The 17589-nt window shown below is 36.1% G+C and carries 15 protein-coding genes; 2 read left to right on the top strand and 13 right to left on the bottom strand.

Annotation, left to right across the window (positions count from 1 at the left end; translation table 11 throughout):
• Nucleotides 1-34 precede the first annotated feature (34 nt).
• The 5 genes from MP478_RS00465 to MP478_RS00445 form a co-directional block, all read right to left on the bottom strand.
• A complete protein-coding gene (locus tag MP478_RS00465; RefSeq protein ID WP_257199251.1) occupies nucleotides 35-1738 on the bottom strand; it encodes a T9SS type A sorting domain-containing protein in 1704 nt (567 codons plus the stop codon).
• Between the two features lie 14 nt (nucleotides 1739-1752).
• Entirely contained in the window at nucleotides 1753-2895 is a 1143-nt protein-coding gene (locus MP478_RS00460) for a hypothetical protein (protein WP_257199250.1), read from the bottom strand.
• A 20-nt stretch (nucleotides 2896-2915) separates the two neighbouring features.
• The gene (locus MP478_RS00455; RefSeq protein ID WP_257199249.1) at nucleotides 2916-4088 is read right to left on the bottom strand and encodes a hypothetical protein; all 1173 of its coding nucleotides are present in this window, start codon (nucleotides 4086-4088) and stop codon (nucleotides 2916-2918) included.
• Nucleotides 4089-4109: 21 nt separating this feature from the next.
• Entirely contained in the window at nucleotides 4110-5294 is a 1185-nt protein-coding gene (locus tag MP478_RS00450) for a hypothetical protein (RefSeq protein ID WP_257199248.1), read from the bottom strand.
• 75 nt (nucleotides 5295-5369) lie between these two features.
• A complete protein-coding gene (locus tag MP478_RS00445) occupies nucleotides 5370-7037 on the bottom strand; it encodes a T9SS type A sorting domain-containing protein (RefSeq protein ID WP_257199247.1) in 1668 nt (555 codons plus the stop codon).
• A 547-nt stretch (nucleotides 7038-7584) separates the two neighbouring features.
• Here MP478_RS00445 and MP478_RS00440 point away from each other — a divergent pair.
• On the top strand, nucleotides 7585-8871 hold the full coding sequence (locus tag MP478_RS00440; RefSeq protein WP_230036932.1) for a DEAD/DEAH box helicase: 1287 nt from the start codon (nucleotides 7585-7587) through the stop codon (nucleotides 8869-8871).
• A gap of 65 nt (nucleotides 8872-8936) precedes the next feature.
• Here MP478_RS00440 and MP478_RS00435 read toward each other — a convergent pair whose 3' ends face one another.
• The 8 genes from MP478_RS00435 to MP478_RS00400 all read right to left on the bottom strand — a co-directional run bounded on the left by MP478_RS00435 (nucleotide 8937) and on the right by MP478_RS00400 (nucleotide 16624).
• On the bottom strand, nucleotides 8937-9698 hold the full coding sequence (locus MP478_RS00435) for a TatD family hydrolase (RefSeq protein WP_257199246.1): 762 nt from the start codon (nucleotides 9696-9698) through the stop codon (nucleotides 8937-8939).
• 7 nt (nucleotides 9699-9705) lie between these two features.
• Entirely contained in the window at nucleotides 9706-10230 is a 525-nt protein-coding gene (locus tag MP478_RS00430) for a DUF4269 domain-containing protein (RefSeq protein WP_257199245.1), read from the bottom strand.
• On the bottom strand, nucleotides 10223-11182 hold the full coding sequence (locus MP478_RS00425; RefSeq protein WP_257190688.1) for a GSCFA domain-containing protein: 960 nt from the start codon (nucleotides 11180-11182) through the stop codon (nucleotides 10223-10225). The genes MP478_RS00430 and MP478_RS00425 overlap by 8 nt, the downstream gene beginning before the upstream one ends.
• Nucleotides 11183-11269: 87 nt before the next feature.
• On the bottom strand, nucleotides 11270-12241 hold the full coding sequence (locus tag MP478_RS00420) for a polyprenyl synthetase family protein (RefSeq protein ID WP_257190689.1): 972 nt from the start codon (nucleotides 12239-12241) through the stop codon (nucleotides 11270-11272).
• A gap of 102 nt (nucleotides 12242-12343) precedes the next feature.
• A complete protein-coding gene (locus tag MP478_RS00415; protein ID WP_257190690.1) occupies nucleotides 12344-13486 on the bottom strand; it encodes an inorganic phosphate transporter in 1143 nt (380 codons plus the stop codon).
• Nucleotides 13487-13508: 22 nt separating this feature from the next.
• The gene (locus tag MP478_RS00410) at nucleotides 13509-14147 is read right to left on the bottom strand and encodes a DUF47 domain-containing protein (RefSeq protein ID WP_042723220.1); all 639 of its coding nucleotides are present in this window, start codon (nucleotides 14145-14147) and stop codon (nucleotides 13509-13511) included.
• 152 nt (nucleotides 14148-14299) lie between these two features.
• Nucleotides 14300-16015: a DEAD/DEAH box helicase gene (locus tag MP478_RS00405; protein WP_230036944.1), complete on the bottom strand. Its 1716-nt coding sequence runs from the start codon at nucleotides 16013-16015 to the stop codon at nucleotides 14300-14302.
• Between the two features lie 426 nt (nucleotides 16016-16441).
• Complete coding sequence (locus tag MP478_RS00400) at nucleotides 16442-16624, bottom strand: hypothetical protein (RefSeq protein ID WP_230036946.1); 183 nt, start codon at nucleotides 16622-16624, stop codon at nucleotides 16442-16444.
• A gap of 164 nt (nucleotides 16625-16788) precedes the next feature.
• On the opposite strand from MP478_RS00400, the gene MP478_RS00395 reads away from it, so the two are divergent.
• A complete protein-coding gene (locus MP478_RS00395) occupies nucleotides 16789-17451 on the top strand; it encodes a DUF2461 domain-containing protein (protein WP_257199244.1) in 663 nt (220 codons plus the stop codon).
• Nucleotides 17452-17589: the final 138 nt, after the last annotated feature.

Here is a 17589-nt window from a genome sequence, read left to right as displayed (position 1 = left end):
CCGGGCAGCCATTATTTTTATATGAAACTTCTGTTTATTTTTTAATAAACTGTTTCGTGATCACTCCGGTTTCAGTTTTGATTCTGATAATATATGATCCGGATGGCAGACTCTTCACATCCATTCTATTACCGTTTATAACGATATTCACTTTTTTACCGGAAATATCAAATACCTCAGCTTCACTGATGTTTGCAGAGGTTCTAATGTTCAGAATATCGGTAGCGGGGTTAGGGAATAATTCAACATTATTTTTCTGCTGCATTCTTTCCTTTTTATCCAGTTCCAAAAACATTCCCTTCTGAGCAGATTGAACCTGTGCATTTCTTTGTACCATTTCAGGTTTTCTACATGGGGCAATAAAGGCATGATACTTAGATCCCATTTCCATAGATGTTCCCGGCAAAAGGTTGATACTGTTTCCGGCCTGCATAATAATATCATGTTTAGGGCTTAAAATATACCTATCCTTAGTAGTTATATTCTTACCTATTTCATAATAATAAGACGCATTAGGCTCGGTAGTCAGCAGCAGGTTCTCTATACATGGGGAGCCTCCAGAATTTTCTTTCATGGGAAGTAATTGAGGCAGCCCATACTGGGTTTGTCCGCCACCTAAATTTACAGCATTGAAATCCACACTCATATTGGATCCGTATACATCGGGATTTATCACCTTACCTAAAAATGAACTAAACGATTTACTTACATACACATCCCCGTATTTATTTCTCTGAAGGGTCATACCTGTGTGAAGCGGTGCGTTAGTCTCAGTATAAATCTCCGTATGAAGCACATTGGAAGATGTTGAATTTACCAGATCAACGGCATGGATATTTTCATATCCAAGGAATAATACGGATGCATCTTTATTAAATTCAGGAACATAGGCTCTCAATCCATTTATCTGTAATGAAAAATCATTAGTGAGCTGTCCGGTAGAGGAATTGAATGAATATACTTTATTCACGTAATAGCTCTGAGGTGGATATGGATTTTGTGAATCTGTCCAAAAAGAAATACAGATATAATGAGAATAATATCCATTATTCAGCTTTGGAGACTGTCTCACACTAAAATATTTATAAATACCAAAAGTTACAGGAAAATTGAGGTTACTTATAACGGGTGCTCCATTAGAAAATCCCTGATTACCCAGCTTATAACTGTAGAGCTTTGTTCCATTTGGAATTAAAACCCAGAAAGACTGATCCGTACTATTGGGAATAATAGTTACCGCTTCTGAATCAAAATGATTACCTAAATTATCCAATACCGCAATATCTTTAGCCCCCGGCAGCACATCTCCAAGGGGAGATCCGTTAGTACCTATACTCCCTAAGGTCATATCAACAATTGAGTAGCTTATATGATATGAGCCTCCGGCATTTTCCCCTGTTGTAAAAACATAGTACTGATTATCATTCGCAGGATTTTTTACAATAGCAAGCTGTTGGGCGCTATCATTTTGCTGCGTGATCAAAGTACCATTAGGCATAACCTGGTGCTGCCTGTTCCAAATTTTTTGACCATTCATATAAAAAAGGAGCTTTCCGCTTGCATCACTTACGGTACCACACCCTTCAAGAGCTTGCATATTACTGTTATTCAAAGTCACAGGAGTGGATGATGAAAAGTTGAGTGCCGCATTATTTCCAAAATACCAGTTATCATTTTCACCCTGGGCAAAAGATAAAAGTGGTACAATCAATGATAGTATTATATATTTTTTTTTCATAGATCAGTTTTATATTATTTTATCTTTTTTTCCAGAGCTTCAATTCTTTTCTGTTGCTCAATAGTATACAATGTCAGTTCTTCAATTTTTTTCAGCAAAAGAATATTCATTTCTTTCAGTTCAATTCCATTTTTAATGGCCTGTTCTGTAGTTGGAACTTCTGGTAAATGGCCATTTTTATTGATAAACTGTGCAAGGTCTTTTAATGGCATCAGCTTATAATCTTTTTCAAAAACATAATCTGCCCATCCATTAGCGGCAGCAATATCTACTTTTACTCTTTCTGTCCGGATTCCTTCTTTTACAAAAAGTTTATATTTTTGTCCGTCGGGAGCCACTCCGTCAGCAGGCAGCTGAGTGGTAAATCCGCCAATACCGATAGTTCCGTTATTTCCTACGATCCAGTTTCCGATATTCAGCTCATTGTTAGGAGAAGACACATAGGGGGTAATAAAATTTCCGATAAAAATATTGTTATCCCCCGAAAGAATAGCTTTGGCATTGGAAGAACCCACTGCTATATTATTAGAGCCTCCTGCCAGGCTCACTAAAGAACTTCTTCCCACTACTGTATTATTATTTCCTGCTACTAAGTATCTTAGTGCATCCCAGCCTATTCCTATATTATAATCCCCAGATAAAGATCCTGATCCCATCGCACTGTTTCCCATTCCTATATTTCCTACTCCTTTTTGAAAATATTCTAATGAATTCATGCCTACTGCAACATTCATGGTAGCGGCTATTGTATGTCGCATACTATTCTGTCCCACAGCCACATTATTATCTCCACTGCTTATTGATGACATTGCATTATTTCCCAACGCTGTATTACCATTACCTGTTGTGTTTTGGGTTAGAGATCCCATTCCAAAAGCGGTATTAGATGATCCCGATGCATTATCCGTTCCACCTCCAAAAAAAAGGTTTTTATCCCAAACCATCCCTGGTGATGTCACATTAAAAAATATAAACCTTCCATTAGGAGTAATCTTCATTTTCTCTGTGTTGTTAGTCTTGAAAACCAACGGCTGGCTATCGGTAGTTCCTATAAAATTGGTTCCGGGAGCTGTTCCTGCATTCCCGCTAAGATTCCATGATTGGGCATTAGAATTCAAGCCTGCTACAGCAGCAAGTACAATGATTATTTTTTTCATAATTAAAGTTATCTGGTTATTTATTTTATTTTCTTTTTAAGCTTTTCGATTTCTTCATTCTGTTTTTTCAGCTGGCTGTTCTGATCAATTAAATGAAGGGTCAGCTCTTCCACTTTTTTAAGCAGAAGAATGTTCATTTCTTTCAGTTCAATTCCATTTTTTATGGCTTCTTCAGTAGTGGGAACCTCTGGGAGGTGCCCGTTTTTATTGATAAAATGAGCCAGATCATTCAAAGACATCAGCTTGTAATCTTTTTCGAAAACATAATCTGCCCATCCGTTATTGGCGGCAATATCTACTTTTACTCTTTCTGTCCGGATTCCGTCTTTCACAAAAAGTTTATATTTCTGACCATCAGCAGCAATTCCGTCAGCAGGAAGCTGAGCCGTAAACCCACCAATACCGATAGTTCCGTTATTTCCTACGATCCAGTTTCCGATATTCAGCTCATTTTTAGGAGAAATGGTGTTGTAGGGAACAATCTTAGTCCCGATAAAAATATTATTCTCCCCTGAAGTGATCTGCGCTGCATTAGAATATCCTATTCCTATGTTATTACTTCCTTTAACAAAAGCCCTGTATGAGTCTCCTCCAAGTATCACATTATAATTTCCCTCATTGGCATATCTCAGCGCACTAGATCCCAACGCTATATTAAAATCTCCTTTAAAGTTGCCGGATCCTATGGCACCCGCACCTATACCCACATTATTATTTCCACCCTGAAAATTTTCCATTGCATTCATTCCTACCGCAGTATTAGAATTTCCTGCCACGCTATTTCTCATAGAATTAAAGCCCACTGCAACATTGAATAACCCATTAGTCATTAATGATATTGCATTGTTTCCAATAGCTGTATTGCCACCACCTTCTGTAAGCTGGGTAAGTGCTCCCATTCCGAATACAGCATTATTAGTAGTGACCGAATTATCCATTCCGCCCCCGAAAAACAGGTTTTTATCCCATACCTGCCCTGGGGTTGCAATATTGTGGAATATAAATCTCCCATCCAGGCTTATTCTCATCCGCTCAATATTATTTGTTTTAACAACAAGAGGCTGAGTATCTGATGTTCCTATAAAATTTGTCCCGGGAATCGTTGATGCATTTCCGGTAAGACCCCATGATTGGGCTTGAGCATTAGAATTCAAGCCTGCTACAGCCGCAAGCACAATGATTATTTTTTTCATGATTAAAAGTTATCTGGTTATTTATTTTATTTTGTTTTTGAGTTTTTCGATCTCTTCATTTTGTTTTTTCAGCTGGCTGCTCTGATCCGCCAGTTGCTTATTCTGATCAATTAAATGAAGGGTCAGCTCTTCTACTTTTTTAAGCAGAAGAATGTTCATTTCTTTCAGTTCAATTCCATTTTTCATGGCTTCTTCTGTAGTAGGAACTTCTGGAAGATGCCCATTTTTATCGATAAACCGGGCAAGGTCATTCAATGGCATCAGCTTATAATCTTTTTCAAATACATAGTCTGCCCACCCATTGTTGGCGGCAATATCTACTTTTACTCTTTCTGTCCGGATTCCGTCTTTTACAAAAAGTTTATATTTTTGCCCATCGGCAGCAATTCCGTCGGCAGGAAGCTGGGTAGTAAATTGTCCTATCCCTATGGTTCCGTTGTTTCCTATGATCCAGTTTCCTATATTCAGTTCATTTTCTGGAGCCGTTGTATTATAAGGGGTAATAAAGCTTCCGATAAAAATATTATTGTTTCCGGAAGTAATGAGTTTAGCATTAGAATGTCCTACATTGATGTTTCCTGATCCTTTTGCAAAAGCTCTGAATGAGTCTCCCCCAAGTATTGTATTATAGCTTCCGACCTGGATATATCTTAAAGCACTGGTACCTACTGCTACATTAAAATCTCCTACCAGGCCTCCTGATCCCAGTGTTGAATTTCCAAGCCCCACATTTCCAAGCCCCGACTGAAAGTTCTCTAAAGCATTCATTCCTACTGCCGTATTAAGATTACCGGATACAGTATTTCTCATACTGTTTGCTCCCAGAGACACATTATTATCTCCACTTGTGATAAGAGAAAGTGCATTATTTCCTAAAGCTGTATTTCCAGATCCTGCCGTATTTTGGGTTAAAGCTCCCATTCCAAAAACAGTATTGTATAATCCTGATGGGCTATCTACCCCACCACCAAAAAACAGGTTTTTATCCCATACTTGCCCGGGTGTTGCCACATTAAAGAATATAAATCTTCCATTTTCAGTGATCTTTATCTTTTCAGCATTATTTGTCTTAAAAACTAAAGACTGGCTGTCTGTTGTTCCTATGAAGTTTGTTCCGGGAACTGTTCCGGCATTTCCGGTTAGGCTCCATTGAGCATTAGCTGTTACACTGAAAACAGCAGCAAGTAAAATGATTGTCTTTTTCATGATTAAAAGTTATTTTTTGACTTATTTTTTTAACAGAAGGAGAAATGATTCTTCATCTTCCCCTTTGAATTACTATTATTTTTTGATAAATGGTTTAGAAATTACCCCTCCTTTTGTTTGTATGTATAAAAGGTAATTTCCTGCCGGTATATTTCTGACATCAATTTTATTTCCGTTGGTGCTTACACCCATTTTTTTACCGGATATATCGAATATTTCAATTGAATGAACACCGGTAGTACTAATGGTAAGAATATCCGAAACCGGATTTGGATAGATTTTAATATCATTATTCAGCTTCATTCTTGCTTCTTTATCAAGCTCCAAAACCATTTTTACGGGAACATGTCCCTTATTTTCATTTGAAATTCTATCTACAGAGCCTCTATCACAGGGAACAATCTTCGCCGTATAGCTTTCTGCCATAATATGGGTATTGGGCAAAAGTGTTATGCTATTTCCAGCATTCATAATAATACGCTGTTTACCTCCTATGGTATAATTATGTATTGTTTTGATATCCTTTCCTACATTGTATGTGAAATTATTATTGAGCTCTGGGGTTGCCAACGTCAGATCGGTGATACACGGATAATAAGGAACCGGCTCATATGAATTCACCAGTTGAGGCAGCCCAAAGAACGTAGTAGGCCCATTTAAGTTGATATCAGGCATATTCACACTCATAGCTGATATATTTCCGTTGGGATTTATTATTTTCCCAAGATATGGCTGTCCGGGGCTGCTTACATAAACATCACCTTTTATATTTCTTTGCAATCCGAAAAATGGATTTCCGAATACATCACCATGGATCATTGCATAATTAATATTGGAAGGTGTGGATGTCAGTAGATCTACAGCATACATATTTTCATATCCTAAAAACAAAACAGAGCCGTCTTTATTGAATTCTGAAAGATAACCACCCAGCCCGTTCACTTGAAGTAAGAAATCATTGGTAAGCTGCCCGGTTACACTATTAAAAGAGTACACTTGATTTTTAAGATCAGAAACAGGCTTCCAGAGAGAAATGCATACAAAATGGGTATAATTTACACTTCTGTTAACTCTTGGTGATGCCTTAACTCCAAAAAAGCTGGTATTTCCTAAAGGTGTTGAAAGATTTAAGTTACTGACCACAGGATTTCCGTTATGGAATCCGCTTCCGTCCACCCTATAACTGTACATATGGGTTCCATTTGGGATGAGCACCCACAAAGATCCATTACTGGCATTAGGAACTACCGTTACAGCTTCAGATTGAAAACTGTTCCCGGACGAATCTACAATCGTAATATTCTTAAATTGGGGCAAGACAGCTCCCAAAGCTCCCTGAGACATATCTACAATAGAATATTTGATCGCATTACTGCCTGTTGAAACCCCATTCTCTGTTGTGGTAATTACAAAATACTGATTGGGATTAGTGGGGTGCTTTACAATGGCAAGCTGCTCGCTTGAGCTGTGCCCATCAAGTCCTGAGCCATTTTGCATCACCTGATGATCTTTATTCCAGATAGTCTGTCCATTGGTGTAAAATAACAGATTTCCCCCGGCATCACTCACTGTACCACAGGCTTCTATTGCCGTCATCTGGCTGTTGGTAAGGGATAACGGGCTTGCATTGGAAAAATTAACGGCGGCTTTAGTTCCAAAGTACCAATTGTCATTTTCTCCTTGAGCAAATATCATATTTACTCCAAAGCTCAAAAAAAACAAAAGAAAAATCTTCGTCTTCATATTATATTATTTAAATGGATTGATGTTTAGTTTTACTATTTCCTGTACCTCTTTTCAGAGTTTCTAAATCCTTTGTTGGATCAAGTAAGTACACTTAATTTCTTCTACCTATTAAGGAGAAGAGCTTATACCGAAGATGTTTTTGTTTGGATAGGTCTTTGTCCTGTATTCCCAGTATATTCACAAGATTGAATATAGGTGTTAAAACCTGTAACGGATACAGGCAGGAGGATTGTTTTTCTCATGGTTAGTTTTTATTATCATTTCAAATCTATATCACAAGCATTAAAGATATTATGCCGTTTCAATGAAATGTTATATTTTTTTCAAAAATAAAATAAATATAATTAAAAATATAAATTAAAAACTAAATAAAACGAAAATTAATTAACTATTTTACGAAAAACACTATTAAAACTGTAGTATTAGTAAACATCTGATCGGATCATAAGAACAAAATTAATACTTAAAAATATTTAGATTATCTTTGTAAAATGTAATTCTTTCAGGCTGAAGGAATTTTTATTTAAATTTTAAAATAATTCATTTGAATTTTACAGACTTACAATTAATAGAACCTATTGCAAAAGCAATCCAGGAACAAGGGTATACTAATCCTACTCCCATTCAGGAAAGATCTATTCCTGACATCTTAAATGGCAGAGATTTTTTAGGATGTGCGCAAACAGGAACAGGAAAAACAGCGGCCTTTTCTATTCCTATCTTACAGAACTTATCTAAAAAGAAAATTTCTAACAATCATATAAAAGCCTTAATCCTAACTCCTACAAGAGAACTGGCGATCCAAATAGAAGAAAATATCAATGCTTACGGTAAATATCTTCCATTAAAACAGCTTGTTATTTTTGGAGGGGTAAAACAGGGAAACCAGGAAGCTGCATTGAAGAGAGGTATTGACATTCTGGTGGCTACACCGGGAAGACTTCTTGACTTCATTGCCCAGGGCATTATCAGTCTTAAAAACATTGAGATCTTCGTTCTTGATGAAGCAGATAGAATGCTTGATATGGGGTTTGTACATGACGTTAAAAGAGTAATTAAGCTTTTGCCTCAGAAGAGACAGACTTTATTCTTTTCCGCAACCATGCCCGGGGAGATTCAGAAACTGGCTAATTCCATCCTGAATAATCCTGTAAAAGTAGAGGTAACACCTGTTTCTTCTACAGCAGATACCATCAAACAATCTGTTTATTTTGTAGAAAAAGATAATAAACTAAACCTGCTATCCCATATTCTTCAGAATGACATTTCAGATTCTGTATTGGTTTTTGCCAGAACAAAACATGGTGCCGATAAAATTGCAAGAAAGCTTCAAAAAGATATGATCTCTGCAGAAGCTATTCATGGTAATAAATCTCAAAATGCCAGACAAAATGCGCTGAATAATTTCAAATCCGGAAAAACAAGAGTGCTTGTAGCTACGGATATTGCAGCGAGAGGGATTGATATTGACGAATTAAAATTTGTGATCAATTTTGAATTGTCTGATGTTTCTGAAACCTATGTACACAGAATTGGAAGAACAGGAAGAGCCGGTGCTGAAGGAAACTCAATATCTTTTGTAGACGGACTTGATCTTCTTAATCTAAAAAATACGGAAAAACTTATCGGAAAGAAAATTCCGATTGTAAAGGATCATCCATTCCATACAGATGATCTGGTTGCTCAAAAAAGAGATTCAAACAATAAGCCGATGTCTGGAGGAGGCGAAAGACAGGGCCCGAGACCAGCAAGGACTCCCAATAATAAAAAGCCGGCTGCATCCACAGGATTTAAAAAGCCTAAGAATAAGAGTTTCACCAGAAAGAAATAAAAAAAAAGAAGCCTTTTCAAAATTTGAAAAGGCTTCTTTTTTATCTTATATTGAATAGAAATCATCTATTTGAATAGTCTTTCTGCGTTTTCAGTAGTAATCCTGTCAATCTCTGAAAAATCTTTCCCATAGATATTTACCAGTTTCCCGGCAACTAAATCAAGGTATGCACTTTCATTTCTTTTTCCTCGGTGAGGAACCGGCGCCAGATAAGGAGAATCTGTTTCCAGAACAATCTTATCTAAAGGGATTTCGTTCAGAAATCGGTCTATTTTACCGTTTTTAAAAGTAACCACTCCTCCTATGCCCAAAATAAAGTTAAGATCTACAGCATGCCTTGCCTGCTCCAGATTACCCGAAAAGCAATGAAAGATCCCTCTAAGCTTTGGATGTTTTTTTCTTTCCAGCACTTCAAATGTTTCATCAAAGCTTTCTCTTGTATGAATTACAATGGGAAGATCTTTTTCTATCGCCCAGTCAATCTGCTGTTCAAAAGCTTGCACCTGGATATCCAGGGTGGTTTTATCCCAATACAGATCGATTCCTATCTCCCCTATCGCCGGAAAATTTCTTTGATCAAGATAATTTTTAACAATATCCAGTTCTTTTTCCCAGGATTCCGGTTTTACATAACAGGGATGTAACCCCATCATTGAAAAAATCTGCCCGGGATATTCGGTTTCCAGCTGTAACATCTTTTCATGAGACTCAGAATCAATAGCAGGAAGATAAAACTCTGTAATCCCTCTATCTATAGCTCTTTGAATAGCTTCTTTTCTATCTTCATCAAATTCTTCTGCGTATAAATGTGTATGTGTATCAATCATTTTCTTATCATTTTAACAGATCTTCGTAAGGATTTTCAAGATGCATCAGCATGCCAAATGCCGGTTCCGTCTTTATTCCCTTTTTTTTCAGCTCTATTATCTTCTTTTTAAATTCTTCTCCTTTTTCCTGTAATATTTTGTATTCCGCAATCATATGCCTGTAAGCATTCTGCTCTCTGGCAGGTTTATTCTGACCAAAAATCTCAATAGGAAATTCTTCCAGCATAAAATTTAAAACAATACTTCTCTCCCCATTTAAAGTGATATTTTCAACCTTAACATCGATTTCCTGAGGAATCAGATCACATGACCTTAGTTCTTCCAAAAAATCCTCTTCAAATCCAGGATCTACTTCACAGATAATATCCAGGTCACTGCCCGCAATATCTATTTCAATAGGAATGGTTCCCGCCAGTAAAGGCGAATACTTACTTAATTTTTCAAAAATTTTATATTTTGTGAGCACTTCAAAAGCCCTCTTCTGTCTTTCGTTTCCATTTTCCAAATAATCAATCTGGGTAAAATCAATCATTTGAAAATATTTTATGTTTTACTTTTGTACGTTGGTTTTCAATTCTCTGATCCAGCTTTTCCCTGAATTCAATAAACTTCGGATCTTTTTTATCACTCGTTGTATGTTCTAAGGCTTTGGTAATTTTAAAATTTTCTTTAATAAAATCTTTAGTATCCTCAGAAAAATAAGCATCCCCAAATTTGTCAAAGATATAGTTTACAGCCTGGGTACTGGGATGGATCATATCTTCTTTATAAAAACGATAATCCCGGAGATCATCCATTAAAATCTCATAAACAGGTAAATAATGACAGTCTTCAAACATGGATATGGATTCATGAATAGCAGTAATAAGTTTGGATTTACTCAGCTGGTTCTCAATCATTCCGTCTTTGGTGTGCCTTACCGGTGAAACGGTAAATAAAATCTGCACCTCTTCTTTACAAATATCCTTAAGATCCAAAATTGTATTGTAAATAGAATCGGTCAGCTCCTGATGAGAAAGCAGTTTTTTTTCGAAAAACTTTTGGGGAATCTTATGACAATTAGCAACCAGCTGTTTCTTTGGAATAAATTCATAGATAAATGAAGTTCCATAGGTAATAATAATCCAGTCTGTCTCCTGAAGAAAAGCATTTCCTTCTTCAATAGCCCCATTGATCTTATCTAAAGTCTGATGAATATACCGTGTATCAAAACTGGTATGATGATCCAGTGAAATATATTCTTCATTATAAGTGATCAGGTCTTCTTCCTCGTAAAACAATGAATCATGAAGGATTTTTACTTCATTACGGATGGAAAGGGGGTTGAAAATTGTTCCAAAAGGATTATTAAGTGTTTGCAGCTGTCCTTGCTTTAATAAATCGGTCATTTCTGAAGCAAAGCACGAACCTATTGAAAATATTTTATCTTCAACCTCAATTTTCTTTTCTGATTTTTTAATATCAACTTCAGTTCTGAATTTCATTTTTTTCAGGGAGTAGAAATTAAGCAGCAGGTAATAAGTTCTTATTAACGAAACCTGCCACCTGCTGGCTCTTATCTAAAATCTTATTTAGCTTTCTCTTCTCAACAAATAATTGGCCAGTTCTATAAACGGCTTTTTCTTTTCTTCAGGAATATCAATTTTTTGAAGATAGCTCTGTCCTATTTCATTGTGCTTTTCAATCAGGCGGAGCGCTTTATCATCTACTTTTGCTCTTCTGAAGATTTTTTCAACACCATAGACTTTGTCTACATTATCTGTCTTCTTAGAATACCAGTAATCCAGTTCTTTTCTCTCTTCTTCCGTAGCATGTTCTTTTGCTAATAAATAAAGAACGGTCTTCTTATTTTCATAGATATCTCCAGCATGCTTTTTACCAAACTGAGCCTGATCACCGAAAACATCAAGATAATCATCCATAATCTGGAAAGCAATCCCAATATGTTTTCCGAAATTGAAAATAGCTTTTGCATCTTTAAAATCCGCTCTGGCAATCAATGCACCGATTTCAAAAGAAGAAGCACTCAGAACTCCTGTTTTATAGGTAATCATTCTGATATAATCATCAAAAGTTACATCTTTCTGAGTCTCAAAGTTGATATCATACTGCTGTCCCTCACATAGTAAAAGTCCCGTATGGGTAAAAATCCTGATACAGGCTTTGAAAATTTCCGGCTCCAGATCTTCAAAAAATTTATAAGCTTTAAGCATCAGCCCGTCTCCGGAAAGGATACCTACATTGATTCCGTGTAGCGTATGGATGGTAGGTTTATTTCTTCTTAAAGGAGCTTCATCCATAATATCATCATGGATCAGCGTGAAATTATGGAAAAATTCTATAGCCAATGCCGGCTTTATAGCCTCTTTCAGATCTCCTCCAAACAGATCACATGCCATCAGTACCATAATGGGACGAAGACGTTTTCCCCCATGAGAAATGATGTAGTTCATCGGATCGTAAAGTTCTCTGGGTTTATCTTTAAAAGTATACTTATTGATGGCGTCGCCAACGATCTGCTGGTATCTGTCTAAAAATTCCATAAATTCTTATAATTTGAACAAAAATACGATTTTCAGGGCTTTATAAAACAAAAAACTTTGCCCAAATGGACAAAGTTTTATATGATCATTTTAATTTTTCTTTTAAGATAAGAAACTTACTAAAAGATAGGTAATACCTGCTACAATAGCTGAGATTGGAATGGTAAGTACCCAAGCCCAAAGTAAGCTTACTGTAATTCCCCATCTTACCGCAGAAATTCTTTTCGTCAATCCCACCCCGATGATAGAACCTGTGATCGTATGTGTAGTAGATACAGGAATACCGAAGTGATCAGTAATGAATAGAGTGATTGCTCCTGCTGTTTCTGCACTTACCCCTTCCAGTGAGGTTACTTTTGTAATTTTAGTTCCCATTGTCTTGATGATCTTCCAACCGCCACTCATGGTACCCAAACCGATTGCCAGGAAGGAAACCAAAGGAACCCAAAGATAGTGCTGTGCAAAGTAATCAAAACGTCCTGCAGAAGGAATATTCAGATAAATAGGGTCATGCAGCATTTCAACATGATAATAGATCAATGCGGCCCCTATGATCCCCATTACTTTCTGTGCATCATTCAAACCATGTCCCAAGCTGAATAAAGCTGAAGAAGCCAGCTGTAATCTTTTAAAAGACTGGTCTGCCTTATGTGGGTTTGATTTTTTATAAAGATGAACAATTATTAATGTAATGATGATCGATATAATCATCCCTATAATCGGTGCCATAAAGATAAACAGGAAGATAGGAATTACTTTATCAAACTTTACAACACTCTGTGTCGTTACCTGATGGAGAGCATGTTTGCAGGTTTCAAAGAATCCTAAAGCAGGTTGAGCTGCTGCCACATCGCGATAATCCATCATAAAGGCATGCATCAGAGCAGCTCCCAAAAACCCACCAATTAAGGTGTGTGATGATGAGGAAGGAATTCCAAACCACCATGTTAAAAGGTTCCAGGCAATAGCCGCTACAAGACCTGAAAATATAACTTCAAGGTTGATAAAATTCTCATTAACAGTTTTTGCAATTGTATTACCGATTTTAAATTCTCCAATAATATAAGCGGCGATAAAAAAAGCGGCAAAGTTCCAGAGTGCTGCCCAAAGTACAGCCTGGAATGGAGTTAAAACTTTTGTAGAAACAATGGTTGCAATGGAGTTGGCTGCATCATGAAAACCATTGATATAATCGAAAATTAAGGCTAAAGCAATAATAACCGTAAGTAAAATAGGAAATTCCATTTTTTGCTATGTTATGTATTGTTTAGGCGTATTTAATCATGATGTTCTCAATCGTGTTGGCAACATCTTCAGCTTTATCAGTTACTATTTCAAGATAGTTCAATACGGATGAAACTTTGATGATATTGATAGCATCATTGGTTTCAAACAATTCTACCATTGAGTTGGAAAGCAGGTCATCAGCAATATTCTCAATAGAGTTTACTTTGATACAAGCTTCTTTTACCTGTTCCATATTCTTAAAACCTTTAAGGTTTTTCATAGCATTCTGGATTTCAAGACATGCCTTGTGGATCAGTAAAGAGAAGTCTGAATAAGCCTTCATCTCAGGTGATTTGTACAAAAAGATATATTTTGTAGAAGCATAGATGTAATCAGCGATATCATCCAATCCTGTTGCCAATGTGTGAATATCTTCACGGTCAAAAGGAGTAATGAAGTTTTTCCCCAGTTCTACAAAGATCTCGTGAGTAAGTTCATCATTTTTATGCTCAAAGTCGCTCATTTTTTTCAACATAGAGTCATCATTAAGATCGAAATCTTTGATTCCTGTGTTGAAGTCTTCAGACATTGCAACTAGATTTTCGGTTACTTTTTCAAAAAGCACGAAAAAGATTTTATCCTTTGGTTGAAAAGCGTGGAAAATATTACCAATTCCCATTTTTTAGTATTTATAATTTGAGTGCAAATTTCCTAAAAAAGGATTTGACCTGAAACTATCTAACATTAAGTTTTGTTAACATTCGCTTACCATTTGATAATCAAATAAAAAAACCGGCATTGCTGCCGGTTTTATATAGTGTCAATAAGGGTTTAGTTTGCCACTTCAGCCCTCATATCTTTTCCTTTGAACTTCATAGACTGAATATTGCTTAGGACATTGTCTTTGAATGATTTCTCAACTTCGAAGAAAGAGAATTTTTCTAAGATCTCAATATCTCCAATCTCAGCTCTTTTCTTGGTCTTTCCTCCTGCAGTAGCCTGGTTGATAATATCCAAAACGTCAAGTTTCTTCAAGTGATCTTTCTTTCCAAGATTAAAGAAGAATCTTACCATATTCTCATCTTTTCTTCTTGGCTTTCCACCACGGTCTCTGTCTCTTCCGCGATCTCTGTCTCGGCTATCTCTGCTGTCTCGGTCTCTTCCACGATCTCTGTCTCTATCACGACCACGGTCTCTTCTTGAGTAATCATCATCTCTGCTGCTCAATTTCTGCTCAACAAGATCGTGTTTGTCTTTGTAATATAAAGCAAGATCTTTCAATTGGAACTGTAGCAACTGGTGCACCAATTCTTCTTTTGTAAAGTTGCTTAGATCAGGAATCAGGCTATTATCAAACTCGAAAAGATCTTCGTGTTCTGTTAATAGTTTTTCGAAAACACCTCCTACCTGAGCTTTGATAATCTCTTCACCTGTAGGAATGAATTTTTCGTTGATATCAATCTTTGTTGCAGATTTGATCTGCTTCAGCTTTCTGCTTTCTTCAGGCTTAATTAAAGCCATAGAAATACCGTCTTTTCCTGCTCTACCTGTTCTACCACTTCTGTGAACAAATACTTCAGGATCATCAGGTAAAGAGAAGTGAATAACGTGAGTCAGAGAGTTTACATCCAATCCTCTTGCTGCAACGTCTGTAGCTACAAGAATATCGATATTTTTCAATCTGAATTTCTTCATTACCGTATCTCTCTGCGCCTGAGAAAGGTCTCCATGAAGTGCATCTGCTGCATACCCGTTCTGCATTAAGAAATCAGCAACCTCCTGAGTTTCCATTCTCGTTCTACAGAAGATAATGGAATACTGATTAGGGTTTGCATCGATCAATCTTTTCAACGCTTCTTTTTTCTGACGGTAACCTACCACGTAATATTCGTGTGTAATGTTCTTCTTCACTTCGTTGATAGAACCTACTGAAATACGGTGTGGTTTTGTAAGATAATTTTTGGAAATTCTTTCCACTTCTTTATTCATCGTTGCCGAGAATAAGAAAGTCTGTTTTGTTTCCGGAGTTTCGCTTAAGATGGTTTCCAATTCGTCTTTGAATCCCATAGAAAGCATTTCATCAGCTTCATCTAATACCAACCAATGAATAGCAGAAAAGTCTAATGCTTTTCTGTTGATAAGATCAATTACTCTTCCCGGAGTTCCCACAATAATCTGTGGTTTATCCCTCAAAGATCTCATCTGATCTACAATACTACTTCCACCATAAACTGCAGTAGTTTTGATGTCTTTCATGTACTTAGAGTAATTCTTTATGTCTTTAGAAATCTGAAGACATAATTCCCGTGTCGGACAAAGCACCAATAATTGGATTTTGCGACTCGTATCGTCAATCATATCCAAAATCGGAAGCGAAAACGCTGCTGTTTTGCCTGTCCCTGTTTGCGCAAGTGCGATCAAGTCGCGAATATCTGAAAGAATAAAAGGGATAGTCTGTTTTTGGATTTCTGTTGGGCTTTCGTAGCCCAGTTCGCCAATTGCCTTAAGAATATCAGGACTTAAATTGGTTTCCGTAAATAAATTCATTAACTATTTTAAAATTTTTGCAAAGATACAATAAATATTTGACTTGTTTTTGAATAAAGTTTTAAATATACAATCTTAAATTCAGAATCCTCTACTATTTTTTTGATTTTTTGAAAATTAAATCTAAAAAAACAAGCTTGAAATTAAAGACTTGTTAAACATTATTTTTTTTTATTAAATTGGATTGATTTTTTATGGGTTATTTATGAGTTTTTAAAAAATAACAGTACGCTTATTCTTTTATTCAACCGATTGATTATTTTTGAACCTATCCGTAAAAACCTGTTGATATTTTATTATACAATTAGGAATTACGCTGGAAATTCGGCCTTATAACTATGATTTATCATTATTTTTTTTAATAATATAATGATAAAAAAAGACTTCCCTCCAAGAAGGACAGCCTTGTGTTGGTTTTGCTAACAGTTAATGGTTGGGTACACATCTTAAAAATGTAGGATCTCCATTAAGCGCCTGGCAATAGCATTCGTAAATGTAATTTCCACACTGCTCCCCTTCTTTACTGCAATAAGATCCACAGCTGTATGCAGCTGCTCCACCCTGTAATTTTTTCAAATCCATTCTTGAAATTTTTTTCAGATTTTTCATAGTATTTACGTTATAATAAGTTGGTATCTCAAAGCTAAAAAATAAAATTCCCAGCTCCGTGAACTCCAGTTTAATTTTTGGTAAACGCAAGTTTATTTTTTAACTTCGTTTAAAATAAATCGGCATATCATTTCTTACAGCCCTTAGTAAACCAAGCTCACAAAATGAATACAATACAACCAGGAACACTTACCTTTTTAAAAAAGTTAGCCACTAATAATAACCGTGAATGGTTCAATGAGAATAAAAGCCTATACACAGCATCACAGGAAAATGTGATTTCTTTTTTGGAAGATTTAATAAAAGAAATGTCAGCATTTGATGAAGATCTGGCTAAAATAGACCCTAAAAAAGCAATGTTTAGAATCTATAGGGACACCAGATTTTCAAAAGACAAAGTCCCTTACAAAACCAACTTCGGAGCCTCTTTAGGAATGGGAAAAGGCAGCCAGAAAGGTGGATATTATCTTCATATTGAACCCGGTAAATCATTTCTAGCCGGCGGAATCTACATGCCTGAATCTTCTGTTTTGAAAGAGGTAAGGAAGGAAGTCTCTTTATATGGCGATGATTTTCTCAAAATTTTAAATCAAAAAAATTTCAAAAAGCACTTTCCTGAGCTTGATCAGGATGGTAAACTTAAAAAAGTTCCCCAGGGTTTTGAAAAAGAAGATCCTATGGCAGAATACCTGAAGCTTAAGAATTTTATCGTACTATACCGTTTAAAAGATGAAGAAATACTAGATAAAAAAGCAGTACAGAATCTGACAAAAATTTTTAGTCTGATGAAACCTTTTAATGATTTTCTAAACACTCCCTTTGTGTAACCAATCCGGAAACTGCTTCATAAAACAGTTCTGTTAAATTCTTACAGATACTGCAAAATTCTCTTTAACTCCCATTGATATGCCTTACAGGTAATATTGGGGAGAAAAAACAGCTATGCTTTATCATTTTATGCTGTT

Origin of the sequence: Chryseobacterium sp. WG14, assembly GCF_024586945.1 — a bacterium.
Classification (GTDB): domain Bacteria; phylum Bacteroidota; class Bacteroidia; order Flavobacteriales; family Weeksellaceae; genus Chryseobacterium.
This window is presented reverse-complemented; position numbering and strand designations above follow the sequence as displayed.

Bases quoted from the DNA above. Each gene is read 5' to 3' on its own strand.
- MP478_RS00465 (WP_257199251.1), bottom strand. From the start codon at position 1,738: ATGAAAAAAAAATATATAATACTATCATTGATTGTACCACTTTTATCT.
- MP478_RS00460 (WP_257199250.1), bottom strand. From the start codon at position 2,895: ATGAAAAAAATAATCATTGTACTTGCTGCTGTAGCAGGCTTGAATTCT.
- MP478_RS00455 (WP_257199249.1), bottom strand. From the start codon at position 4,088: ATGAAAAAAATAATCATTGTGCTTGCGGCTGTAGCAGGCTTGAATTCT.
- MP478_RS00450 (WP_257199248.1), bottom strand. From the start codon at position 5,294: ATGAAAAAGACAATCATTTTACTTGCTGCTGTTTTCAGTGTAACAGCT.
- MP478_RS00445 (WP_257199247.1), bottom strand. From the start codon at position 7,037: ATGAAGACGAAGATTTTTCTTTTGTTTTTTTTGAGCTTTGGAGTAAAT.
- MP478_RS00435 (WP_257199246.1), bottom strand. From the start codon at position 9,698: ATGATTGATACACATACACATTTATACGCAGAAGAATTTGATGAAGAT.
- MP478_RS00430 (WP_257199245.1), bottom strand. From the start codon at position 10,230: ATGATTGATTTTACCCAGATTGATTATTTGGAAAATGGAAACGAAAGA.
- MP478_RS00425 (WP_257190688.1), bottom strand. From the start codon at position 11,182: ATGAAATTCAGAACTGAAGTTGATATTAAAAAATCAGAAAAGAAAATT.
- MP478_RS00420 (WP_257190689.1), bottom strand. From the start codon at position 12,241: ATGGAATTTTTAGACAGATACCAGCAGATCGTTGGCGACGCCATCAAT.
- MP478_RS00415 (WP_257190690.1), bottom strand. From the start codon at position 13,486: ATGGAATTTCCTATTTTACTTACGGTTATTATTGCTTTAGCCTTAATT.
- MP478_RS00410 (WP_042723220.1), bottom strand. From the start codon at position 14,147: ATGGGAATTGGTAATATTTTCCACGCTTTTCAACCAAAGGATAAAATC.
- MP478_RS00405 (WP_230036944.1), bottom strand. From the start codon at position 16,015: ATGAATTTATTTACGGAAACCAATTTAAGTCCTGATATTCTTAAGGCA.
- MP478_RS00400 (WP_230036946.1), bottom strand. From the start codon at position 16,624: ATGAAAAATCTGAAAAAAATTTCAAGAATGGATTTGAAAAAATTACAG.
- MP478_RS00395 (WP_257199244.1), top strand. From the start codon at position 16,789: ATGAATACAATACAACCAGGAACACTTACCTTTTTAAAAAAGTTAGCC.